Source organism: Streptomyces sp. NBC_01296, assembly GCF_035984415.1.
Lineage (GTDB): Bacteria > Actinomycetota > Actinomycetes > Streptomycetales > Streptomycetaceae > Streptomyces.
In genome coordinates this window covers 1,381,458-1,404,758 of the sequence record NZ_CP130720.1, presented here as the reverse complement: position 1 = coordinate 1,404,758, position 23,301 = coordinate 1,381,458, and the positions used below count along the sequence as shown (strand labels likewise).

The window sequence follows — 23,301 nt, the reverse complement described above, 5'->3', positions numbered from 1 at the left end:
TCAGGCGGCCTTCGAGTGGCGGGCCACGAGCTTGCCCAGTTCCCATACGAGCAGGAGCGCGACGGCGGCCAGCAGCGCCCAGCCGAACTGCCGCGCGTCGATCTCGGTCGTCCCGAGGATGTGCTGGAAGCCGTCCAGCTGGGTCACCAGCACCGAGAGCACGAACTGGGCCAGGGCGACCCAGTTCATCTGCTTGCTGTCGAAGGTGGAGGTCGTCAGCACGGATTCCGTCTCGCTGCGGCATTCGAAGGCGGCCACGATCAGACAGAGCGAGAAGGCCGTGAACGCGATCGACTGGCCCGTCGCGACGCTGTCGTAGTGGGTCTGGCCGAGCCGGATCAGGCCGAGCAGGAGGATGGTGATCGCCAGCCCGCCCAGTCCGACCGTGATGAGCACGGGCCGTGTGAGCACCGATTCCCCGCGCGGGCGCGGCCTGCGCCGCATGAGTCCGGCGCTCTCGCGGTCGAAGCCGAGCGCGAAGCCGAAGGAGGCGTTGACGACGAAGTGGATCCACAGCACCTGCGGCGGAGTGAAGGGCTCACCGGCGGCGATGTTGAAGACGGTGGCCCCGAGGAAGGTCAGTACGAACGTGACCAGCAGGAGCAGCACGAACCGGATGTACTTGGTGAGGTTGTCGTAGATCGTCCGGCCCTGCTCCACGGCGTAGACGATGGTGGCGAAGTTGTCGTCGGAGAGGATCATGCGTCCGGCGTTCTTCGCCACGTCCGTGCCGCTGCCCATGGCGATGCCGATGTCGGCGGCCTTGATGGCGGGCGCGTCGTTGACGCCGTCCCCGGTCATCGCGACGACCTCGCCCTTCTTCTTGAGCGTGTTCGCGAGCAGCACCTTGTGCTCCGGCGCGACCCGCCCCACCACGCCGATCCCCTCGATGCGGGAGAGCTGCTCGTCCTCGCTCATGGCGGCGAAGTCGGAGCCGAGGACGGCCTCGCCGGGGATGCCGATCTGCCGGGCGATCGCCGCCCCGGTGGTGACGTCGTCCCCGGTCACCAGGCGGACCCGGATGTGCGCCGCCTGGGCGTCGGCCACCGCGGCCTTGGCCTCCTCGCGGGGCGGATCGACCATGCCGACGAGGCTGGTCATCCGCAGCTCGGTGACGTACGCGAGCAGGTCGCCGTCCGGGTCGAAGCCGGCCGGGTCCAGGTCACGGGTGGCCGCGGCCATCACGCGGCGGCCCTCGCCGCCCATCCGCTCGCTCGCCGCCTCGGCCCGGCCGAGCAGTTCGGCGTCCCACGGCACCGTTTCGCCCGCCGCGAGCGCGGTGGCGGCCCGCGCCATCACCGCCGGGGCCGCCCCTTTGACGAAGCAGCGCACGACCTGCCGCCCGGAGGCGTCGGCCGCCGCGTGGAAGGTGGCCATCAGCTTGTACTCGGGGTCGAACGGGAGGGTGGCGAGCCGGGGCAGGGCGTCCCGGGTGGCGTCGGTGTCCAGGCCGGCCTTGTGCGCGAGCACCAGCAGCGCGCCCTCGGTGGGATCGCCCACCACCGCGCCGCCCACCAGCTTGGCGTCGCTGGCCACCACGTACGGGAGGATCGCGTCCTCGATCCCCGCGGCGGATCCGGCGGCATGGTGGATCTTCCCTTCGAGCCCGTAGCCCGTGCCCGACACGGTGTACCGGTCGGTGGGACTGAGCACTTCGACGGCGGTCATCTGGTTCATCGTCAGGGTGCCGGTCTTGTCCGAGTTGATGGCCGACGTGAACGCCAGCGTCTCGACCGACGGCAGTTCCTTCACGATGGCGTGCCGCTTCGCCAGGTTCAGGCTCCCGACGGAGAGGATCGCCTGGGTCACCGTCGGCAGGGCCTCGGGGATGGCGGCGATGGCCAGCGAGACCGCGCTGACGAACAGGACGTCCCAGGCCTGGTCCCGCTGGCGTCCCAGGGCGAACATCACGATCATGGTGAGGCCCGCCGCCGACGTGATCCACAGGGTCAGCCGGTCGAGCTCCTTGGTGAGCGGCGGCACCTCCTTCTCGGTGGCCGACAGCATCCCGGAGATCTTGCCGAGCTCGGTGTCCGCACCCGTCGCGGTGACGACCATGACGCCGCTGCCGTGGGTGACCGGCGTGTTCATGAACGCCGTATTGGTCTGGTCGCCGGGCGACAGCCGGCTGCCCGCCAGCGGGCCGGTGTCCTTCGCGGCGGGAACGCTCTCACCGGTGAGCGCCGACTCGTCGATCTGCAGGGCGCTGGCCTCGATGAGCCGTCCGTCGGCCGGCACCTGGTCACCGGCGGAGATGAGCACGACATCGCCGTCGACGAGCTGTTCGGCGGGGATCTCGGCCTCCGTACCGTCCCTGCGCACCCGCGCCGTCGCCTTCATCATCGACTTCAACGCGTTCATGGCGCTCTCGGCCTTGCCCTCCTGGCGCAGGCCCACGACCGCGTTCAGCAGCGTCAACACGATCAGCAGGATCGCGGTGGTCCACTCCTGGATGAGCAGCGAGACGATCGCCGCGGCCACGAGGACGATCTGCATGTAACTGCGGTACTGCGCGAGGAACCGGCGCCAGGCCGGGGTCCGCTCCTCCTCGGGCAGCGCGTTCGGGCCGTGCGCGGCCAGGAGTTCCGCGGCCCGCGCCGCGGACAGGCCGACCGCAGGATCGACACCGAACGCCGCCACGACCTGCTCGGGAGAGCGCGTGTACCAGCCGTCCCCGCCAGCCCGGGGCGCTTCCGCCACGGAATCCGACCGCACCGTCATGGTTGTGCCTCCGATCCGGGGCCGCGGACGCATCCGGGCCGGTCGCGCGCCGTACGAGGGTCGCTAGCCGCGCGTCTTTCCCCGCTTCTTCCCGTGCCCATGGCCCCGGGCCGCCGACGGGTGTTCGGCGGCGTACGGATCGGCCGGGGCCCCGGCCGGGGCCTCCCGCTCCAGGCTCCGCTTCGTGACGAGGAGGTCCTTGCGGGCCTCCTGCGCCATCTCGGGGTACTGCGGATCGATCTCCATCAGGGTGTGCGCGAGGACCGCCGCCGCGCAGATCCGCGCGAACCACTTCCGGTCCGCCGGTACGACGTACCACGGCGCCCACCGCGTACTCGTGGCGGACAGCATCTCGGAGAACGCGTGCTGGTAGTCGTCCCACCGGCGCCGTTCGCGGACGTCGGCGGCGGAGAACTTCCAGTTCTTCTCCGGCAGGTCGATCCGCTTCAGGAAGCGGGTGCGCTGCTCCTCCTTGGACAGGTTCAGGAAGATCTTCACCACCTTGAACCCGTTGTCCGTGAGATAGCGCTCCCAGCGGTTGATCTCCCGGTAGCGCTGCTCCCAGATGCCTTCGCCGAGCCCGTGCTCGGGGAGCTTCTGCCGCAGGAGGATCTCGGGGTGGACCCGTACGACGAGGACCTCCTCGTAGTGCGAGCGGTTGAAGATGGCGATCTCGCCGCGCGAGGGCAGCCGCTGGGCGTAACGCCACAGGTAGTCGTGGTCGAGTTCCTCGGAGGAGGGCACCTTGAAGCTGCTGACCCGTACGCCCTGGGGGTTGACGCCGCTCATCACATGGCGGATCGTCCCGTCCTTGCCCCCGGCGTCCAGCGCCTGGAGACAGAGCACTACGCCGTACGTGTCCTGGGCGGCCAGCCGCTCCTGGTACTCGGCGAGCAACGACACCCCGGACTGCAGCAGCTCGGCCCCGTCCCGCTTCTTCATGCCGCCCTTGTAGCGGGGATCGAAGTCCCGGGCCAGGTGCACCTTCGACCCCGGGCGCACCCGTAGCGGCCCGATGAACTCCGCGATGCGTTCGGCTCTCTCGTCAGACATCAGCCGTCACCTCACCTGAGGATGTCCGTCCTGGTCATTCTCTGCTCGGCCGGACATGATCGCTCTCCAGGCGCGGTTTCCTCGGAAGGAGCAGCGCGGCGGTGAGTCCGGCGAGTCCGATCACCGCCAGCGCGATCATTGCGGCGGCGTAGGCACCGCTGGTCAGGCCGGCGACGAGGATCGTGCCGGCGACTGCCGTACCGAGGGAGGAACCGAGGTTCGACACGCTGCGGGAGAGGCCGGATATCTCGCCCTGCTGCTCTTCGGGGAAGCTCGACTGGACGACGTTGACCGAGGGGGTCAGCATCACGCCGAGGCCCAGGCCGATCAGCAGGAGTCCGGGGGCGAGGGCCCAGGGGTTCGGGGAGCTGCCGGCCAGCGCGATCAGGACGACGATGCCGGCGACGGTGACGAGGAAACCGGTCACGATGAGGGTCCGCTGGGGCCGCCGCTCGGCGAGCCGTTCGGCGGCGAGCGAGGACGCGAGCAGGCCGACCGTGGCGGCCGTGAAGATGACGCCGGTCTGGATGGCGTCGTAGCCGCGCACGACCTGGAGGTACGTCGCGACGGTGAACGAGGAACCCATCAGCAACAGCCACTGGACGTTCTGCGTGACGAGGCCCAGGTTGGAGGTGCGGTCGCGGAACAGACTGGTGGACAGCAGAGGTTCCTTGCCGGCCCGTTCCTTGGCCCGTACGGACCGGAAGAACCACAGGAGTACGAGGGCGCCCGCGGCGAGCAGGCCGATCATGAGCCAGACGTTGTTGTCGGCCGCGAGGATGCCCATGACGACGAGGATGAGGCCGGCGGCCGACAGGACCGCTCCGGTGGTGTCGAAGGGACGCGTCGGATCGGCCGGCAGCGGGTCCTCGAGGTTCCGGCTCAGCACGATGATCACGAGGATGACCAGGGCCTGGAACACGAAGGCCGCGCGCCAGCTCAGCCACGAGGTGATGAGCCCGCCGATCAGCGGCCCGGCGGCGGCGCCGATGCCGCCCAGCGCCATGATGACGCCGAAGGCGCGGGCCCGTGAGGTCAGGTCCGTGAAGATGAGCGTGGTGAGGATGTAGACGGGCGGGATGAGCAGCGCCGTTCCGATGCCTTCCAGGATCGAGTTCCCGAGGATCAGCACGCCCAGACCCGGGGCGGCGGCGCTCAGCAGGGCGCCGATGCCGTAGACGACGAGGCCGACCAGGAGACAGCGCTTGCGGCCGTAGAGGTCGGTCAGCTTGCCGCCGGGGATCATCAGCGCGGCCATGACCAGCAGGAAGATCGTGATGGCGATCTGCACGCCCTGGACGGTGGTGTCCAGGTCCTCGCTGATGTCGTTGATCATCACGTTCATGTTGGACCCGGCGAAGCTGCAGATGAACTGCGCGAGCGCCAGCGGGGCGAGGACGCGTCGCTGTGCGCTGGACGGTCGCTGCGGGGTTCGTGTCTCGGCCACCGGTATCACCTCCGGACGTCGGTCCGCCGGCCACCGGTCGGCCGTGCCTCCGGAAGACACCCACGCTCCAGCGTGCGCCGCATCAGCACCCGGCGCATGCCGGAACAGGAAGGGGGTGCCGGGGTCCCGGTGGCCGGTCCTACCGTCCGCGCGGGCGGGTCGGGCGGCGGCGGGAGATGCGGGGCCTGCGGGCGGACGGGGCCGGTGGGGCCAGGGCGAACGTCACGGTGATGTGCGCGCCCCCCAGCGGGCCGCGGCCGATGTGCATGGAGCCGCCCGTGACGCTCGCGGCCCGTTGCGCGATGTCGAGGCCCAGCCCCGTGGAGCCGGTGCTGCTCCCGCGGGAGAGGGCCCGGTCCGGATCGGGGATGCCCGGTCCGCCGTCCTCCACCACCAGCTCCACGGCCTGTGCCGTGCGTACGACGCGGACGGCGAACGGGGTCCCGGGCGCGGTGTGCCGGAAGATGTTGCCGATCAGCGCGTCCACCACCGCGGCGATGTCGTCGTCGGAGAGGGCGATGGCCGTGGGTTCCTGGGTGAGGTCGAGGGAGCAGGACCGGTTCTGCTGCTCGGCCAGGACCGTCCAGAAAGCCGTGCGGCGCCGGACGACGTCGGCGGTCTCGCAGCGGGGGCCGGACGCCCCCGCGCCGACGGAGTGACGGTCTGCGGGCGGTTCCGTGCCGAGCAGGCCCTGAGCCATGGGGCCCACGGCGAGCGGGGTGCGCGCCGCCGCGATGATGGCCCGGAGTTCGGCCTCCAGTTCGCCGACCGCCGCCTCCACCCTGGCCGACTCCGGTGTGCCGGCCATGCGCTCGGACGCCAGGTGCAGGGCGGTCAGCGGGGTGCGCAGCCGGTGGGACAGGTCGGCGACGAGTTCGCGTTCGACGGCGAGCAGCTCCGTCATCCTGTGGGCCATCGCGTTGAAGGCGACGCCCGCGTCGCGCAGTTCCCTGGGCCCCATGGGGTCCACCCGGGTGTCCAGGTCGCCCTGGCCGAGGGCGCGCGATGCCCGCGCGAGCCTCTTCGAGGACCTGACGACCTTCGCGCCGAGGCGGTCGGCGACGAGTACGGAACCGCCGACCAGCCCCACGGCAAGAAAGGCCATGACCGCCCACGACTCCTTGACGCCGCGGGTCAGTTCCGCCTCGGGTACGAAGTTCTCGATGACGGCGACCCGGTCGCCGGGGAGCACCACCGGCTGCAGGCATATCCAGCCGCCCGGGATCGCCTGGGAGATGGACTCGCGTGCCTGCTGGGCCCGTTCGAGCAGGTTCGCGGGGGCCTTCGAGCTGCCGAGGGCCCCCGAGTCCGGCAGATGCACGACCAGGTGCTCGGACGCGTCCAGGCTCGCAGCGGACTCCTGCAGGGCGGCGGGATCCGTCGTCAGGGTGAGGACGGGGGCCAGGGCGGCGGCACGCTGCTGGGCCGCGGTGACGCCCTGCTCCTTGACGAGCGACATCACCAGCGCGGCCAGCGGTATGAGGAAGGAGAGGGCGACCATGGAGGTCACGGCGAGCGCCACTCCGGCCAGTGAGCGTCTCAACGCGGTGCCACCAGCTTGATGCCGACGCCCCGGACGGTCAGCAGGTAGCGCGGGGCCGCTGCGCGTTCCCCGAGCTTGCGGCGCAGGGACGACAGGTGCACGTCGACGGTCTGGTCGTCCACGTACGGCTCGCGCCAGACCTCGGTCAGCAGACGGCGTTTGGAGACGACCTGGCCGCAGTGGTGGGCGAGGAACGCCAGGAGGTCGAACTCCCGGCGGGTGAGACGGAGCTCCTGGCCGGCCAGGTACGCCGTGCGCGCGCCCGGGTCCACCGCCAGCTCGCCCACGGTGGTGGGCCGCAACGGCTCGCTCGTCGCCGCCACCGGTGCACCCGCCGGGGCACCGGCAGGGGGGACGTGGCTGGTGCGCCGCAGCACGGCGGTGAGGCGCGCGATGAGCTGCCCGCCGGAGAAGGGCTTGACCAGGTAGTCGTCGGCGCCCGCGTTCAGGAGCTTGATGATCTCCCTCTCGTCGTCGCGGGCGGTGGCCACCAGCACGGGTACGGAGGAAATGCCCCGGATCATGCGCAGGGCGTCGCCTCCGTCCAGATCGGGCAGTCCCAGGTCGAGGACCACGGCGTCGACGGGGGCCTGGGTGACCTCCCGCAGCGCGCCGAACCCGTCGGCAGCGCTGCGTACGGCATACCCGTGCTCCGTCAGGACCTCGATCAGCGACTGGCGGATGCTGGGGTCGTCTTCCACGATCAGGACGCTCGGCATGGGGACACCTTAGGGTGCGTCGAACGCCGGGCCGTCGTCGGTGACGTGCAGGTGCACGGGGTGGTCGGACACCGGGATGGTGCAGCCGTCCTGTGTGCTGCAGCTCGCGTAGCCGAGGAGCACCGTCGCGTCGCCGTCGGTATCGGCGCGGACGGGCAGGGTGGTGGTGACCGGGCCGTCCGGGTAGACGGGGACCGGGGCGTCGACACCGGGCACGCTGATCGACCGTACGTCCGCGCCGGCCGTCAGCCTGCCCCGGGCCTTCAGGGCCCCGTTGACGGCCATCGCGGTCGGTCTGCCCACGCCCTCGATGCCGGTGGGCGGCAGATCGGTGCTGTAGAGGTGGAACCCCTTGGCCTCGGGCGTGAACACCGCGGTGAGGGTGCCTTGCGAGGCCTGCCAGTCGGACACCGAGAGCGTGACGGTGACGCCGTTCTCCGTGAAGCGCGCCGTGCGCGTCGCGGGTGCGGAGCCGCCGGCGTCCTTGGCGGGCTGCCCGCCGCAGGCCGCGAGCGCGGCGAGGGAGACGAAGGTGAGCAGGGCGGCCGCGACGGGGGCCTTCCGGGAAGGTCTCGTATGCGTGGAAACGTTCATATGTGCCTCTGTGTCATGTGTCGGGGAGGGAAAAGGGTTTTCGACCCGGGAGGGGCGGGCGGCGGCCCTAGAAGGCGGTGGTGAAGTTCGCGCTCCACAACTGCATGCGGTACACCAGGTCGTTCCACACACCGCAGACCAGCAGCACGCCGACGAGTACGAGCAGCCCTCCGCCGAGCCGCAGGACCGCCGGGTAGTGGCGTTTGACCAGGCCGAAGGCGCCCAGGGCCCGCCGGAAGGCCAGCGCGGCCAGGATGAACGGCAGGCCCAGCCCCAGGCAGTAGGCGGCCATCAGCAGGGCTCCGCGGGCCGCGCTCGCCTCGGTCCAGGCGAGCGCCTGGACGGCGGCCAGCGTCGGGCCGATGCACGGGGTCCAGCCGACCGCGAACACCGCGCCGAGCAGAGGTGCCCCGGCGAGCCCGAGCGCGGGGCGCCGGTGGCTGCGGAACTCCCGCTGTGCGAAGCCCGGCAGGAACCCCATGAAGGACAGCCCCATGAGCACGGTGAAGACCCCGAGCACCTGGGTGACCGCCTCCTGGTGGGCCATGAAGAGACGCCCGGCATGGCCGAACAGCGCGCCTCCGGAGACGAGGACCGCCGTGAAGCCCAGGACGAACAGCAGCGCGCCCGCCGCCATCCGGCTGCGGCGCCCGCCCTGCGCGTCCGCCAGATCGGCGACCGACAGGCTGGTCACGTAGCTGAGGTAGCCCGGTACGAGCGGCAGCACGCAGGGCGAGAGGAAGGAGACGAGCCCCGCGGCGAACGCCACGGGAGCCGCGATCGTCAGGGTTCCGTTCACGAGGGAAGGGGCGTCCGCGGCGGCGAGCGCCCAGTCCGTGGCCGTCGTCACGAGTCCTCCTCCACCACGCGCGTGAGCAGGGGCCGCAGCTGCTCCTCCGTGACGGCGCCCCCGATGCCGACGGCGATGCGTCCGCGGCGGTCGATCACGAGGGTCGAGGGAATCGACTGCGGATTGAGCAGCGCGGGAGGGAAGCGGAGCAGGAGTTCGCCGGTGGGGTCGTGGAGGCTGGGAAAGCTCAGCCCGTGCGCCCGGACGAACGACCGGGCCGCAGTCCGGTCCCGGTCCCGCGTGTTGATCCCGAGGAACCGGACCCCCTCGTCCCGGGTCTGCCGGCTGAGCCGCTCCAGGCCGTCGGCCTCCGCCCGGCAGGGGCCGCACCAGGAACCCCAGACGTTGAGGACGACGACCTGGCCCCGGAAATCGGTGAGACCGACGGGCTGCCCGTCCAGGTCGGCACCGGCCAGTGCGGGCGCCTCCTGCCGGGCACCGGGATCCACGACCGCCGCCCCGGCGGCGGCCCGGACGGCGCTCCCCCGTCCGTCCGGCGCCCCGGCGCCCGTACCGCCGGAGGCGAGGACAGCGCCGACCGCGACCGCGAGGCCGCCCCCGGCGAGGAGGGCGGCGCAGAGCCGGCCACGCCCCGGGAGCTGCGGGGCGGGTCGTCTCACGGCGCCCACTTGCGCAGGAAGGAGTTGATGCCCTCCGAGGTCAGCGACGGATTGCCCGTGACGTGGGTGTCGGTGCGCACCGAGCCGGAGGGCGAGACCACGACCAGTACGGGCATCGTGTAGGTCCCGCCCGAAGGGCTGTACTTGCGCAGCAGCGCGGAATTGGCGGAGCTGTTGCCGCCGATGTCCACCTTGACCAGGTGGTACGAGGCCCCCAGGATCGCGGCGGTCTGCGACTGGCCGAACACCTTGTCGGCGGCCTTGCAGTTGCCGCACCAGTTCGCGCCGAAGTCGAGCAGCACCGTCCGCCCGTCCGACTTGGCCGCGCGCAGCGCCGCGTCGATCTGCTTCTGCGCGTCGGCGGCACTGTCGTAGCCGGGGCCGGGTATCCGGGCCGGCTCGGGCGGGGCGGACGTACGCGGCGCCTTGGCGGGCGTTCCGGCGGGGGCGGCGGAACCGCTCCGGGCGCTCGAGGGGCTCGGCGAGGAGCCGGGCAGTGCGGTGGCGGACGCGGACGGCGAGGCCGAAGCGGTCGGCGACGCCTCGGGGGACCCGGTCGCGGACTCCGCTCCGGCAGCGAGGGCCTGCGAGGACTGTCCGGGCGCGGTCGGCGCCGCGGATCCGGCGGGCTGGGACGACGGGCCGCAGGCGGCGGTCAGGCCCGCCGCGACCACGGCCGCGGCAACCAGCGGCAGCCGCGTCCCCAGGGGCGCGGGGGAGCGGCGCGGGGTCGTACCGCGGTCGGCAGGGACGGGTCGGAGCATGTGAGGACGCATGGCGAGGACACCCCAAGGCACGGTTCGGACTGCGGGAGGGCAGAGCGCCCCCTCGGCTCGGTGAAACCGGCGGCCCGACGGTCCGCCGGGGTGTCACGCCCCGGCGCCGAGGGCCGCTCGGCTGACGCGAGCATAGGACCGCTGCGGGTGGCCGGAAACGTATCGGCGTGATCTTGAGGTTGCCCTAAGGTGCCCTAAGGAACAGCTCACCTTCCGCTGGGCCGGAACCCGGTTCATCAGCCCATATGGCGGGGTGAATTGGGTGAAAGGGACCGAAGCGGCCTCGTGCTGCGGATCGGTCGGGACGGCTGGGGGGACCGGGCCTCAGAACGACGACTCGCGGACGCTGGCCTTCGCCCCCGGGTCGACCGTCGCCGTGATGACCGACCGGTGGTCGGCGCTGGTGAACGTGACGGTGAGGGTGTCGTCCGCGGTCTGCGAGGTGGTGGCCTTGAAGCCGAGGGCGGGGATCGCCGAGATGAGGCACACGCCCCGGCTCCCGTACCGCACGGTGGCCTTGCCGCCCTGCGAGGGGACGGTGTACAGGCCCGCTCCGCCGTCCTCGCAGTCGACGGCGGGTTTCGGCGCGGCGGGCCGGGGGGTCTTCGACGAGGCCTTGGCGGGGGTGGGGGCCGCGGCCGAAGGGGAGGGCTTCTGCGACACCGTGGGCGAGGGGCTCGCGGACGCGGTCGGGGGCGGCGGGCTCTGGCCCGCCTGCCAGGCCGGCGGCGTTTCGATGACCGTCGGGGCGGACCGCGCGACCGGGGGCGTGTGCCTGGTCGTGCCGACCACGAACTGGACCGTGACGAGTACGGCAGTCACGCTCGTGGCCGTGCACGACAGCCATATGAACAGGTAGCGCGGAATTCGAGGCACGGCCCCATAGTGGCCGACGCGCCGGCCGGCCCGTCACCCGTCCCCCCTCGGAGGGGCGGCCGGGATCCCTCGCGCGGCAACGCCGACGTCCTCCGCACCCGCGTACGGGGTCGGAGGACGTGGACGCCGCTCGGGCGCCGGTGGGGGGTTCGGTCGGCGGCCGGTGGAGGTCTGTTCGAAAAGCGGGGTCGGCTACCTCGGGGTCCCGAAGTCCTGCGTCCACCACGGGCCGCCGTCACCCTTGTGGACGCCGATGCCGATCTCCTTGAACGAGCAGTTGAGGATGTTCGCCCTGTGGCCGGAGCTGTTCATCCACGCGTTCATGACCGCGTCGGCGTCGGACTGGCCGCGGGCTATGTTCTCGCCCAGGCCGGACCACCCGTATCCGGCGGCCTCCACCCGGCTCGTCATGGTGGACCCGTCGGGTCCGGTGTGGGACATGACGCCGCTGCGGGCCATCGTGTCGCTGTACGTCCGCGCGGCGGCGCTCAGCTTGGCGTTCGTGGCCAGCGGGCCGCATCCGGCAGCGGCCCGCTCCTTGTTGACCAGGGCAAGGACCGCGGACTCGGAGTTGGCGTCGACGGTGCCGGAACCACCGGAACCGCCGGAGCTGCCGGAGCCACCGGATCCGCCGCCCGTCGTGGTGGCGGGCTTGCGCGGGGCCTTGCCGGCCTCGCCCGACGCCGACTTGGCCGCAATGCTGCTCTCCGATGCCGCGGGCTTCGTCGGAGCTGCGGAGGCCGAGGCACTCGCGTCGGGCGTCCCGGACGGACTCGGGCTCGCCGTGGCCGAGGCGTCGCCGGCCGGTGTGGGGGCGGCGGGGGTGGAGGTTCCCGTCCCGGCACCGTTGCCCGCCGTCGGGGACGCCGTACCGGCCGCACCTTCGGTCCGCCGGTCCGCGCGGGCATCGCCGCCGGAGTCGGCCACCGCGACGCCGACCGCCACCGCCGCGGCGGCCGCGGTGACGGACAGCACGATGCGCGTACGCACCGTCTTCCTCCGCCGAGCCTCGACGCGGGACGGCGTTTCGGGACCGGTAGTTCGGCTGCGGCTCATGCCGGTAACACCTCACAGGAGAGGGGGAAGAGGGGAGTCCGTTCGAGCCTAGGCCGGTGATCAGCGAAAAGGGCCGCCTGGAGGGGTTCTTCAAGTTCCCTTAAGGAAGCCCGCAGGGTCAACACAGGGACGATCCCGACATTGCCCCCAACACGACCGGCCCGGTCCGGCGGGGGAGCCGCCGGACCGGGCCGGGGGAGTGCGGATATCAGGCCACGAGGTGTTGGTGCGAGGGCCTCTCCGAAGACGTTGCGTCCTGCCGGGTCGGCTCCTCGCCTTCGACGTCGATGTTCGGTACAGGGATGGGACCGGGGTGATCGCGATGTGGCGCCGTACGGTCAGCCGTGCAGCCGTCTCGTCCAGTCCTGCGGGACCCGGCCGGCCGGGCCCGGGGTCGGCTGGTCCGCCGGGTGGGCCGCCGGTGGCTTCAGCTCGGGCCCGGACTCGTACAGCTCGTCGGTGGCGTAGTCCCAGAACCACTCCTCACCCGGCTCGAAGCTCTGCACCAGGGGATGCCCGGCCGACTTCCAGTGGGCGGTGGCGTGCTGGGCCGGCGAGGAGTCGCAGCAGCCGATGTGGCCGCACTGGGCGCAGCGCCGCAGATGGAACCACCAGCCGCCCACCGCGTCGCAGTCGGCGCAGCCGGTTCCGGAGGGCGGGACGCTCGGGTCGATTCCGTTGATGTCGTCGGTCATGCCGGCTCCTCGGCGGTCTCGGATACGGGGGAGGGCTCGGGTTCGGGGTCGGGGGCGGTCAGCGGCAGCAGCACCTGGAACCGGGTGTCACCCGGAGCGGACTCGACCTGGAGGCTGCCGTGGTGCTTGTTGACCACGATCCGCCAGGAGATGTCGAGCCCGAGCCCGGTGCCCTCGCCGACCGGCTTGGTGGTGAAGAAGGGATCGAAGATGCGGCTGCGGATGTCCGCGGGGATGCCGGGCCCGGTGTCGCGGAACTCCACCAGCAGCCGGTCGCCCTCCCGCGCCGTGCGGACCGTCAGCGTGCCCTCGCCGCCGGTGCTCCCGATGGCGAAGACGGCGTTGTCGATGAGGTTCGTCCAGACCTGGTTGAGCTCGGCCGGGTAGGCGGGCACGTCCGGCACGGAGCGGTCGTAGTCCTTGACCACCCGCACCCGGGAGCCGATCTTGCCGGACAGCATCAGCAGGGTGCTGTCCAGGAGTTCGTGGACGTCGACGACTCGGTACGGGGCGCGGTCGAGCTGCGAATACTGCTTCGCCGCGTCCACGAGGTGGGAGATGCGGGTGGTGGAGTCGTCGATCTCGTCCATCAGCAGCTCTGTCTCGACCGTGTAGTTGAGCCAGCCGATGGCCCCCGGCAGGATGTCCTCGGCCACGGTCGCCGCGACCTGCTCCAGCCAGTCCGTGTCCAGCCCGGCCTGGACGAAGGTCGGCGCGATCCGCCAGCCCTCCGCGATGCCGTGGTCGTCGAGCCAGTCGGCCAGCTCGTCCTCCCGGTCGGAGGCCTCCAGCGGGCTGAGCGCCGTGGCCTTCGCGACGCGTTCGGCGGTGCGCTCCTGGATCTCGATGAGCTCGGCGAGCGCCTCGCGGGAGTAGGGGCCCTGGGCGATGACGGCCAGCTTGTGCCGCATCTTGCCGACCCGTTCCCGCAGCGTCGCGGTGGCCCGGACGGCCGCCGCGGCCGGGTTGTTGAGCTCGTGGGTGAGACCGGCGGACAACGAGCCCAGGGCCAGCAGCCGTTCGCGCTGCCCGATGGCCCGCTGGGTGTTCCTCGAACCGAAGAACAGCCCCTCCAGCAGGTGCGCCGCCATCGGGAACCAGTCCCGCATGACGTCCGCGAAGGACTGCGCGGGCAGCACGAAGAACCGGGTCGGCTCCGTCACCCGCATCGAGTTGTTGTACGTCTGCGGCACCTGGTCGCCCAGGTACGCCTGCATCGCTCCCGCGTACACGCCGCGCTGCGAGGTGCGGCTCACCTCCACGTCGTCGCCGCCGACCCGGCGCGACAGTACGACGGTGCCCTCGATCATCACGTAGAAGCAGGTGGCCGGGTCGCCCTCGGTGTACACCGGGCCGGCCTCGAACCGCTCCACCCGCCCCTCGCCGCACAGCCGCCCGAGCTGCTCCGGGGAGAGCTTCTCGAACAGGAACAGCGAGGCGATCTCCTGCGGACTGCACGGCATGGCCCGTCCGCTCATGACTGCTCCAGGTACCGGTGGACGAGCATGACGGCCATGGCTCCCTCTCCGACGGCGGACGCGACGCGCTTCGCGGACCGGGCGCGCGCGTCGCCCGCCACGAACACGCCCGGAACGTTGGTCTCCAAGTGGTAGGGCGGCCGGTCCAGTTCCCACTCGCCCGGCGGCCGCCCGTCGGGCGTGAGGTCCGGCCCGGCCAGGATGAATCCGTGCTCGTCGCGCAGCACCGTCCCGTCCAGCCAGTCCGTCAGCGGGGCCGCGCCGATGAAGACGAACATCCACTGGGCGTCGACGAGCTCGGTCGCACCGCTGTCCACGTCCCGCAGGGTCAGCTGCTCGAGGTGCCCCTCGCCGTGCGCCGCCTCGACCTCGGTCCGGGTCCGCACCGTGATGTTCGGCGCCTCCTCGATCTGCTGGATCAGGTAGTACGACATCGAAGCCCGCAGGGACTCCCCGCGTACCAGCAGCGTCACCGACTTCGCGCCGCGCGCCAGGTACATGGCCGCCTGTCCCGCGGAGTTGGCGCCGCCCACGATGTACACGTCCTCCCCCTGGCAGGAGGAGGCCTCGGTGAGCGAGGAGCCGTAGTACACGCCGCGGCCCGTCAGGTCGTCGCAGCCCGGCGCCCGCAGCTGCCGGTACGACACGCCCGTCGCCAGGATGACGCTCTGCGCGGCGACCGCCGAGCCGTCCGAGAAGCGGACGACACGTGCCGCCCCGTTGACCTCGAGGCCCGTGACCTCGCGCGCCGTGAGGATCTCGGCGCCGAACCGGCCGGCCTGGCGGCGGGCGCGTTCCGTGAGCTGCGCACCCGACACGCCGTCCGGGAAGCCGAGGTAGTTCTCGATGCGGGAGCTCTGGCCGGCCTGCCCGCCGGTCGCCGACCGCTCGACCAGTACGGTCCGCAGCCCCTCGGAGGCCCCGTACACCGCCGCGCCGAGCCCGGCCGGGCCGCCGCCGATCACGACGAGGTCGTAGAAATCGGCCGTCGGCGTCGTCGCGAGCCCCACGTGGGCCGCCAGCTCGGGCGCCTCCGGCTCGATCAGCACGGTGCCGCCCGGTGTGACCACCAGGGGCAGCCGCTGTCCGTCGGCGCCGGCTGCCGCCAGCAGGCGCCGTCCCTCGGGCTCGTCGGAGGAGTACCAGCGGTACGGCACCTGGTTGCGGGCCAGGAACTCCCGCACGCTCGAGGAACGCGCCGACCAGCGGTGCCCGACCACCTTGGTGGCGGGTACCGGCCGGTAGTCGCTGGAGCGCCAGGCCGTGAGCAGATCGTCCAGGACCGGGTAGAGCTTCTCCTCCGGCGGGTCCCAGGGCTTGAGCAGGTAGTGGTCGAGGTCGACGACGTTGATCGCGTCGATCGCCGCGCTGGTGTCGGCGTACGCGGTCAGCAACACGCGCCGCGCGCCCGGGTACACGCCGAGGGCCTGCTCGAGGAACTCGATGCCGTTCATCTGCGGCATGCGGTAGTCGGCGAGGATCACCGCCACCAGGTCGCCCCGCAGCTTCAGCTCGCGCAGCGCCTCCAGTGCGGACTCGCCGGACTCGGCGCGCACGATCCGGTACCCGGCGCCGTAGTGGCGCCGCAGGTCACGGGCGATGGCCCGGGAGACCCCCGGGTCGTCGTCCACGGTCAGGATGACGGTCCGCGCTGTGTCGGCGGGCTGTGCCATACGTCTCCACCCCGAGTGCTCTGGGCGGGCAGCCCGGCGAGGCGCCCGCGCCGGTTCCCGCCCATCGTATGTTCGATCGTCCGGGACCGCCCCGGGACGCCGCGGGATCCCCGGGAACCCCCTGGGCGTCGGGGCCGTGCGCTCCGGGTACCCGCCCGGTCGCTCCTGGTCAGCGGGAAGTCGTCCCCGCCTTGACCCATCCGTCGCCGCCGAGGGGGAACTCGTGGCCAGGCCGCCCCTTGCGGCCGCTGGTGCGGAAGGGCTTGCCGTTGTGGTCGATTTCGAGGGTGCCGTGGCGGGAGCCGCTGGACCAGGAAAGCTCCAGGTACCAGCTCACGTCGTACGCGGAGGCGCCGGCCCTGATGTGGAACACCTCCGGTTCGGACTCGCTCACCTTGAACGGGAAGTCCGGCTGCCCCGCCTCGGGCACGACGGCCGGGCGCGCGGCGTCCAGGGCCACGGTGAAGGAGCGGGTCGGGACGCCGGAGCCGCAGCCGACCCCCGGGTAGCCCATGGCGTAGTCGTTCCAGGCCAGGGGCGTGCGCTTGCCGGCCGTACGGACGGTCAGGCTGTCCAGGACCACCGTGTCCTTGCCGGAGCCCTGAAGGGTGAGCGTGACGTACTGCTCGCCCGCGGACACGGCTCCGGACGCCGCAACCCATGCGGGCGCGTCCCGTTCCACGGGCGGCGGGCCCACCTGGGCCGGAGGCTTGTCGATCAGGTAGTGCTGGCCGCAGGGCGCCTCCCAGGTGTAGGGCTGGGTGGTCACCTTCACCGGCGTACCGGGCGCGGGGTCGTCGCCGCGGCCGGCAGGTGACGGGGTCGCGTCGGCGCCGGTACCGGCAGTCCCGGGACCGGCGCCGGCTCCGTCGGCGGCGGGTGCGGAGTCCGAGGGCGAAGCTGCTGACGGATCTGCGGACGCTGCGGAGGCCGTACTGCCCTGCGTACGTGCCCCCTCGCCCTGTGCGGCGGATGCGGCGCCGACGGGGCTGTCCCGAGCGTCGGCGTGCTGTCCCGCCAGGCTCGCGGTGAGCGCGACCGCCCCGGTGACGGCGGCCACGGCGATCCCGGCGAGAACGGCCCGGCGCAGACGACGCCGTTCCTTCGGCGAGGGGCGGTCCGAGGGGACCGTCGGGTCGGCCGGAGGCATCCCGGTACCCGTCGGCGTCTGCGCGGTCGGCTCGGGTTCCACCTCCGCCGCACGGGGCTCGGCGGCCACCGGGGCGGCTCCGGCCTGCGCCTTGGCTCCGCTACCACCGCCCTTGTGACTGCGGTCGGTGTCCGCCAGCACCCAACTCCGGTGCAGTGCGACGAGTTCCTCGGGCGATGCCTTGCAGAGGCGGGCGAGCCGTTCGACCGGCGCGTAATCCGTCGGGACGACATCGCCGTTGCAGTACCGGTGCAGCGTCGACGTACTCATGTGGAGCCGTTTGGCGAGCGTCCCGTAGCTGTGACCGGACCGGTCCTTCAACTCGCGCAGCAGCCGGGCGAACCCGGCCGCGGCAGTGTCTTCCGACACCGTTCCTCCCACCCCGTGTCCCGTCCCGCGTCCCAGGAACAGGTTGTTTCAGCAGCTCAGCGCCTGTTTCGGCGTTCCAGCGTCCCTGACCGCCCGTCGTGTGTGGCGGCTGGGACGGATCACCGCACAGCCTTGGGCCATCCAAGCACACCGCTCCGGGAGACCGGCCTCGACCGGCCCCCGGAGCCACGCCACATGAGAGGCCGTCAGCCATGACCGCATTCCGCAGCACCCCCGCCACGAACAGCGCCCGCCCGTCCCGGGCCCGCGCCTCCCGCCGGCTCGTGGGCGCAGCCGTTGCCGCCCTCGCCGCACTCGCCCTCACGGCGTGCCAGAACGGCACGGGCATCAAGGACGGGGGAGCCGTTGCCGCATCGGAGTTCGCCACGGCCACTCCGTCGGCGACGGGCGGTACGGGCAATGGCCAGGGCACCCCGGCCCCGGGCCCCGCGGCGCCGACCGGCGGGGCCAAGACGACCGGCGGCGCGAAGACCGGCAGCGGCCAGGGGGACGCGAAGGGTTCGGCGGACCCGTCCGCCGCGGGGAACCGCGTCCTGTGCAACGGCTCCAACACCGACGTCACCGTCCAGACGGTCCCCCGTCCGCTCAACCACATGCTGATCACGGTGAAGAACACCGGCTCGAAGATGTGCGACCTGCCGTACCACCCGGAGCTCCGCTTCGACGAGATGCAGTGGGCGCCGACCGCGCAGGAGGGGACTCGGCCCCAGGCGGTGGTGTCCCTCGCGCCCGGCGAGTCGGGCTACGCGGCGGCCGTGCTGTCGGCGGCCGACGGCAGCGGAGAGGGCGGTACGACCGCACACCGGCTCACGATCGCCTTCCAGGGCCGGACGCCGCACAGCAGCGGCGGCGCTTCCGCCACCCCGTCCCTCCCGGCGGCGGGTGTCCACTACGACAGCTCGCTGACGGTCACGTACTGGCAGCAGGACATCGAGGACGCACTCGGCTCGTGATCAGAGGTTCTGTCCTCCGCAGACCTCGGTGTTCCGGGCGGTGATCCAGCGGCTTCCTCGGAGACCAGGGTGGCGATCACCATCCCGATGTGATCCGGCTCACCGACCCGGCCGAGCGTGAATGACCCCATAGGTAATAAATCGGGCAAGTGGTGCATTGTTCCCATTCAACTAGGTTTCCGTCATATGCCCCTTGAGGGTGTGTCAGGTGCAAACGTGCGAGGCATAATCGGCCCCGGTCGTCTCCGGAAGCAGTGGAGCCATCGGGACATCGACCGACCTCCCAGGCGGAACACCGCACCGGACCGACCCTCAAGGCGCCGTACATGTCCCTGGCCAGCCGCACCCGCATCGCGGCCCTGCTCGCGGCGGTCTCCGTCGGCGTCGCCGGCGTGACGACCTGGGCCTACGGATACGGGACCGACCAGCAGTCGGCGGCCGCCGAGGCGGTCGTCAGTCCGAGCGTGACCGAGGGCTCGGCCCTCCAGGTCGTCGCGCACCCCGACGACGACCTCTTCTTCATGAACCCCGACCTGAGCCGCTCCATATCGACGGGCATCAAGGTCACCACCGTCTACCTGACCTCCGGCGAGTCCGACGGCAGGAACGAGGCCCACAGCCCGCACCTCGACGACGCGGCCGGGCCCGCCGACCGCGCCGCCTATGCGGAGGCCCGGCAGAACGGCATCCGGGGTGCCTATGCCCAGATGGCCACCGGCGACCGCACCAGCGCCTGGCAGCGGAAGTCCGTGCCCACCGCCGGCGGGGGCAGCGCCGAGGTGGACGTCCTCGTCGCCAGGCCCGAGGTCAACCTCGTGTGGATGCAGCTCCGCGAGGCCCGCAGCATCTCCGGCGACAATCCGGACAGCCTGCGCGGCCTGTGGGACGGCCGGATACCCGCCCTGGGAGCCCAGCTGACCTCCGGGACGCCGGTCAAGGACGCGTTCTCGTACACCAAGGACCAGGCGACAGCCTCCATCGCGGGCGTGTTCGCGCTCTACAAGCCGACGACGATACGGACGCAGGACCCGACCCCCGGCAGGTCGGGAGGCGGCGCCTTCCTCGACCACCAGGACCACATGTACGGCGCCCGCTTCGTCCAGGCCGCCGCCGAACGCTACGCGCAGTCCACGGACCGGCCGCACTTCTCGGTCCAGAACTACATGAGCTACCCGAACAGCTCGCTGCCGCCGACGCTCGACCCGCAGACGGCCGAGGAGAAGCTCGGCTACCTCAAGACCTACGCCTGGACGGACCACGAGGACTGGTGCGGCAGCCCTGCGGGCTGCGGTGACCGCAAGACCGCGACGAGGCCCACCGGCGCCGGCTGGAACCAGACCATCCGCTACAGCCGGGGTGACAGCACCTCCTGGATGGCCGAGGGCGTCTCCGGACGGCTCTGGGCCTTCGCCGTGCTCGACAACCGGATGGCGTACTGGTCGCGCAGCGGCCCGCAGGCCCCCTGGCAGGGCCCCCGGTTCCTGTCCGACGCCGGCCCCGGCACCGGAATCGACGCCGGCGCGACGGCCGTCCGGCTCCCCGACGGCAGGATCGCGGTGTTCGCCACCCGCACCACCCTGGGCACGACGCCCCAGGGCTACGGCCGGGACATCGTGTACGCCGTCCAGGCCAGGGCCGACGGCGCATTCGGCCCGTGGCAGTCGCTGGGCACCCCGGACACCACCGACAGGTCCGTCACCTCGGCGATCAGCGGACCGGCCGTCTCCGTGGACCCGGCCGGCCGGATGACGGTGTACGTACGCGACTCCGGGCGCACGCTGCGCGCCCGGGCCCAGACGACCCCGGGCGGCATGTTCGGCGCATGGCAGGCCCTGGGCGGCGCCGGCCTCCTGGGCGATCCGGTCACCGCGACCGACGGCTCGGGGCGGCGGCACGTGTACGCCGCGACGGCCGGCTCCGTACTGGCCTGGGTCCAGCCGACGCCGGGCGCCCCGTTCGGCGGCCCCTTCCCGACCGGGCTGCCGCAGACCACGGGCGTGCTCTCGGTGCGCCCGGAGGGCGACGGGGTCCGGCTGTTCTTCCGCCGGCCCGGCACGGGCTCCGTCGGTACGAGCCTGGCCACCGCGGGCGGGCCCGCACCGCAGTTCTCCCGGGTCGCCGCGGCCGGCGGTCTCGGCGGGTACGGCGCGGTGGGCGTCGCGGGCCACCTGCTCGCGGGCCGCGCGGGCGCGGGCACGGTCAGCGTTGCCGGCACGGGCGGTCCCGAAGCCTGGCAGGAGTCCCAGATGCTGTACACGGGGGCCCCGGCAGGCGTGGCCGACCCGGGGGCCGGAACGGCCGTCGCGGCGGCCCTCGGCCTGGACGCCGATCTGCACGTCGTGACGACGGTCCCTGCGGCCCGATCCGAGCAGATCGACAGCCGGCCCCCCACCCCCTGGCACCGGGCGGTCCAGCCCCGGACGCTCGCGCAGGCCGGCGGCCGGTAGCGGTGGTGACCTGCGCCGCAGTGCGCGCCCGCGGCCCCTGGGCCGCCGGGTGGCAGTGCGGATCGGGGCGGGCGAGGATGGCGGCCAAGGCCACCTTGCCGGTCAGTGGCGGGGATGCCGCCCCGGCGGCGGCCGGACTCTGACCCTCTGACCCTCGGGCGATCGGGGCTCACATGACCCCTCTCTTCCTCTCGTGCCGACGCGTCCGCATACGCCTGCCCCGAGGAGCGGGAACGGTCCGCGCCGTGGCCGCCTGCGCGGCCCTCACAGCCCTCACGGCCCTCGCGACCGGATGCAGGAACGACACCGCGCCCCCCTGGGAGTACCCGGAGCTCGGCGCGACCCTGAGATCGCTTTCCCATGATCTGGACGAGGGCTGCGCCGAGACGGCCCCCGCGCGCTGCGTGGACGAACTCGACCGGCTCGGCGTGCTCGCGGAGCGGGCCTTCGCCGAGGTCCTCGACCACAAACTGCTCGCCGGCGGATATGTGGCAGCGATGGACGACCTGGCCGGAGCGAGGGAGCTCCGCCTCGCCGCCGCCCAGGAGGCCCTGGCACGCCGTGATCCGCACTACCTCCCGTTCCGGCAGGCGGTGCGGGCGGAGCGGCTCGCGTACGGGCGCCTTCTCGCCGAGCTGGAGAGCCTCCGTACCGCTCCGCCCCCGGCTGACGGGACCGAGCCGGTCTGAGGCGGCGCCCGGAGCCCGGGACGCCAGGACCTACCGGGACCGCAAGGGCGGGGTGGGGAGGGGCCTGCCGTCGAGTGCCACGAGGGACAGGAGGGTGATCGAGCCCGTCCAGGCCAGCGGTGCGACCGACGAGGGCCTGCCCGCTCGGTTCACCTTCTCGGGCAGCTCCCCGAGCGAGTTCCGCCGGGAGAGGACCCAGTCCAGGACCTGCCTCGCCTTCGCCGTCTTCCCCGTCCCGGCCCATGCGAGGGCGAAGAACGAGGTACTGGGCGTCCAGGCGTTCCCGCCCCAGGGCGCCGTCGGATCGTTTCCGGGCGTGAGGCCCCCGTTGGGCAGGAGCAGCGCCTTGTACGTGGTGTCGAGTGCCCGGGGCAGATCGGCCGGCGCCGCGTTGAAGGGCGGCGCCATGAACGCCACCGCGCTGTCGTGTCCGTGCTGCCCGTCGACGGTGCGCTGGTAGCCGAGGGGAGCGAACCTCTTCGATATCCCGGCCGAGAGCCGCCCGGCGGCAGCGCTCCAGCGTGCCGCATCGTCCGGACGGTTCATCTCCCGGGCGAGGTCCGCGGAGGCGTTGAGCCCGGCGAGCAAGGGGGCGGCCGTACCGATGTTCGCCGTGGTCGTCATCAGCTCCCAGTAGTCCGGGGAGGCCGGGGGCAGCCCGTCCGCAGCCAGGGAGGCCGCCGTGCGGTCGGCCGCCTTGCGGACCATCGGGTAGAGGGCGGCCAGCCGGGCGTGCCGGGTGGTGGGGGGCGCCGTCTGGTACCACTGCCAAGTGGCCCAGGGGACCCAGCCGTTGGCGTCGAGCTGCCACCGCCTGCCGTCCGGCGGTCCGGAGCCGTCGAGCTTCGTCCGCGCGTCCCAGGTGCCGTCCTTCCGCTGGGTCGCGGCGCTGTAGCGGAGGATCCGGTAGGCCTCGGGGTCATGGCCGGTGTGCGCGAAGGCGGCCGAGGCGAAGCTGGAGTCGCGCGGCCAGGAGTACATCCAGCCCGGCGTCCACGCCGCCGCCATGGCACCGTTCGGCCGGAGCAGCGCACGCATGGTCAGCAGGGCCCGCTCGGCCGCCGCGCGCTGCGCGGGCGAGCTGCCCGGGACCCGGCCGGCCGCCAGCCAGGCGCGGCTCTGCGCGATCTGCTGCCGGGCCGTCGGATCGTCGGGGGCCACCACGGCCGACGCCGTCCTGCCGACGGGGAGGTACTTCCACCGGCCGGAAGGAAGCCGCAGTACGTTGCTCCGCTCGACGTACCGCGCGTCCTGCGCGACGGCCCGGGTGATGCCCTCGGTGGCGGTCGTGTTGGAGAGGAGGCCGACCGTGGGCGCGGCGAGCACCGACAGGGGCGCGTAGCTGCCCTCGGCATCGCCACGGCTGTGGTGTCCCGGCGGCCTGACCAGGAACACCGGCCGTTCCTCGCCGGTGTGCCGGCCGGCCGGGGCTCCTGCGACGCACACGGGAAGGGCGACGCTCGCGAGGGACGCGGTGACGACCGCCCAGCGAAAGAGCCGGACAGCAGGCATCGCCACTCCCTCCGTCGGGCTTCCGCGAGTCTCCGTGCGTCTGCGTGCGTCTGCGTGCT

At 72.6% G+C, this 23,301-nt stretch carries 19 protein-coding genes; 3 read left to right on the top strand and 16 right to left on the bottom strand.

Translation table 11 applies throughout. From position 1 onward, the window contains the following. The 15 genes from OG299_RS06735 to OG299_RS06665 form a co-directional block, all read right to left on the bottom strand. Positions 1 to 2,721, bottom strand: a complete 2,721-nt coding sequence (locus OG299_RS06735) for a cation-translocating P-type ATPase (protein ID WP_327360878.1) — start codon at positions 2,719 to 2,721, stop codon at positions 1 to 3. 63 nt (positions 2,722 to 2,784) lie between these two features. Next, positions 2,785 to 3,774, bottom strand: coding sequence for a polyphosphate kinase 2 family protein (locus OG299_RS06730; RefSeq protein WP_327360877.1), 990 nt, complete (start codon positions 3,772 to 3,774; stop codon positions 2,785 to 2,787). Between the two features lie 34 nt (positions 3,775 to 3,808). After that, on the bottom strand, positions 3,809 to 5,221 hold the full coding sequence (locus OG299_RS06725; protein WP_327360876.1) for an MFS transporter: 1,413 nt from the start codon (positions 5,219 to 5,221) through the stop codon (positions 3,809 to 3,811). A 139-nt stretch (positions 5,222 to 5,360) separates the two neighbouring features. Next, on the bottom strand, positions 5,361 to 6,764 hold the full coding sequence (locus OG299_RS06720) for a HAMP domain-containing sensor histidine kinase (RefSeq protein WP_327360875.1): 1,404 nt from the start codon (positions 6,762 to 6,764) through the stop codon (positions 5,361 to 5,363). After that, positions 6,761 to 7,483 (bottom strand): response regulator transcription factor, encoded by a 723-nt coding sequence (locus OG299_RS06715; protein WP_327360874.1) that lies wholly within the window; start codon positions 7,481 to 7,483, stop codon positions 6,761 to 6,763. Before OG299_RS06715 ends, OG299_RS06720 begins: the two co-directional genes overlap by 4 nt. A 9-nt stretch (positions 7,484 to 7,492) precedes the next feature. Next, a complete protein-coding gene (locus OG299_RS06710) occupies positions 7,493 to 8,077 on the bottom strand; it encodes a hypothetical protein (protein WP_327360873.1) in 585 nt (194 codons plus the stop codon). Between the two features lie 67 nt (positions 8,078 to 8,144). Continuing rightward, positions 8,145 to 8,927 carry a cytochrome c biogenesis CcdA family protein gene (locus OG299_RS06705; protein WP_327360872.1) on the bottom strand — a complete coding sequence of 261 codons (783 nt, stop codon included), beginning with the start codon at positions 8,925 to 8,927 and terminating at the stop codon, positions 8,145 to 8,147. Continuing rightward, positions 8,924 to 9,547, bottom strand: a complete 624-nt coding sequence (locus OG299_RS06700) for a TlpA family protein disulfide reductase (protein WP_327360870.1) — start codon at positions 9,545 to 9,547, stop codon at positions 8,924 to 8,926. The genes OG299_RS06705 and OG299_RS06700 overlap by 4 nt, the downstream gene beginning before the upstream one ends. Continuing rightward, on the bottom strand, positions 9,544 to 10,311 hold the full coding sequence (locus OG299_RS06695; RefSeq protein WP_327360869.1) for a thioredoxin family protein: 768 nt from the start codon (positions 10,309 to 10,311) through the stop codon (positions 9,544 to 9,546). Before OG299_RS06695 ends, OG299_RS06700 begins: the two co-directional genes overlap by 4 nt. 336 nt (positions 10,312 to 10,647) lie before the next feature. Continuing rightward, positions 10,648 to 11,199 (bottom strand): hypothetical protein, encoded by a 552-nt coding sequence (locus OG299_RS06690; RefSeq protein ID WP_266635518.1) that lies wholly within the window; start codon positions 11,197 to 11,199, stop codon positions 10,648 to 10,650. 192 nt (positions 11,200 to 11,391) lie between these two features. Next, positions 11,392 to 12,189, bottom strand: coding sequence for a CAP domain-containing protein (locus OG299_RS06685; RefSeq protein WP_327360868.1), 798 nt, complete (start codon positions 12,187 to 12,189; stop codon positions 11,392 to 11,394). A gap of 404 nt (positions 12,190 to 12,593) precedes the next feature. Then, positions 12,594 to 12,950, bottom strand: a complete 357-nt coding sequence (locus tag OG299_RS06680) for a UBP-type zinc finger domain-containing protein (RefSeq protein ID WP_327360867.1) — start codon at positions 12,948 to 12,950, stop codon at positions 12,594 to 12,596. Next, positions 12,947 to 14,428: an ATP-binding protein gene (locus OG299_RS06675; protein ID WP_266635524.1), complete on the bottom strand. Its 1,482-nt coding sequence runs from the start codon at positions 14,426 to 14,428 to the stop codon at positions 12,947 to 12,949. The genes OG299_RS06680 and OG299_RS06675 overlap by 4 nt, the downstream gene beginning before the upstream one ends. Then, positions 14,425 to 16,101: an NAD(P)/FAD-dependent oxidoreductase gene (locus OG299_RS06670; RefSeq protein WP_266635526.1), complete on the bottom strand. Its 1,677-nt coding sequence runs from the start codon at positions 16,099 to 16,101 to the stop codon at positions 14,425 to 14,427. The genes OG299_RS06675 and OG299_RS06670 overlap by 4 nt, the downstream gene beginning before the upstream one ends. A gap of 169 nt (positions 16,102 to 16,270) precedes the next feature. Next, positions 16,271 to 17,620, bottom strand: a complete 1,350-nt coding sequence (locus OG299_RS06665; RefSeq protein WP_327360866.1) for a transcriptional regulator — start codon at positions 17,618 to 17,620, stop codon at positions 16,271 to 16,273. Between the two features lie 212 nt (positions 17,621 to 17,832). On the opposite strand from OG299_RS06665, the gene OG299_RS06660 reads away from it, so the two are divergent. From OG299_RS06660 to OG299_RS06650, 3 genes are all read left to right on the top strand, one after another. Further along, entirely contained in the window at positions 17,833 to 18,594 is a 762-nt protein-coding gene (locus OG299_RS06660) for a DUF4232 domain-containing protein (RefSeq protein ID WP_327360865.1), read from the top strand. A gap of 326 nt (positions 18,595 to 18,920) precedes the next feature. Further along, on the top strand, positions 18,921 to 21,041 hold the full coding sequence (locus OG299_RS06655; protein ID WP_327360864.1) for a PIG-L family deacetylase: 2,121 nt from the start codon (positions 18,921 to 18,923) through the stop codon (positions 21,039 to 21,041). A 173-nt stretch (positions 21,042 to 21,214) separates the two neighbouring features. Beyond that, positions 21,215 to 21,730, top strand: a complete 516-nt coding sequence (locus OG299_RS06650) for a hypothetical protein (protein ID WP_266635534.1) — start codon at positions 21,215 to 21,217, stop codon at positions 21,728 to 21,730. Positions 21,731 to 21,760: 30 nt separating this feature from the next. Here the strand turns inward: OG299_RS06650 and OG299_RS06645 are convergent, their stop codons facing one another. Then, the gene (locus tag OG299_RS06645) at positions 21,761 to 23,242 is read right to left on the bottom strand and encodes a glycoside hydrolase family 15 protein (protein ID WP_327360863.1); all 1,482 of its coding nucleotides are present in this window, start codon (positions 23,240 to 23,242) and stop codon (positions 21,761 to 21,763) included. Between the last annotated feature and the right edge of the window lie 59 nt (positions 23,243 to 23,301).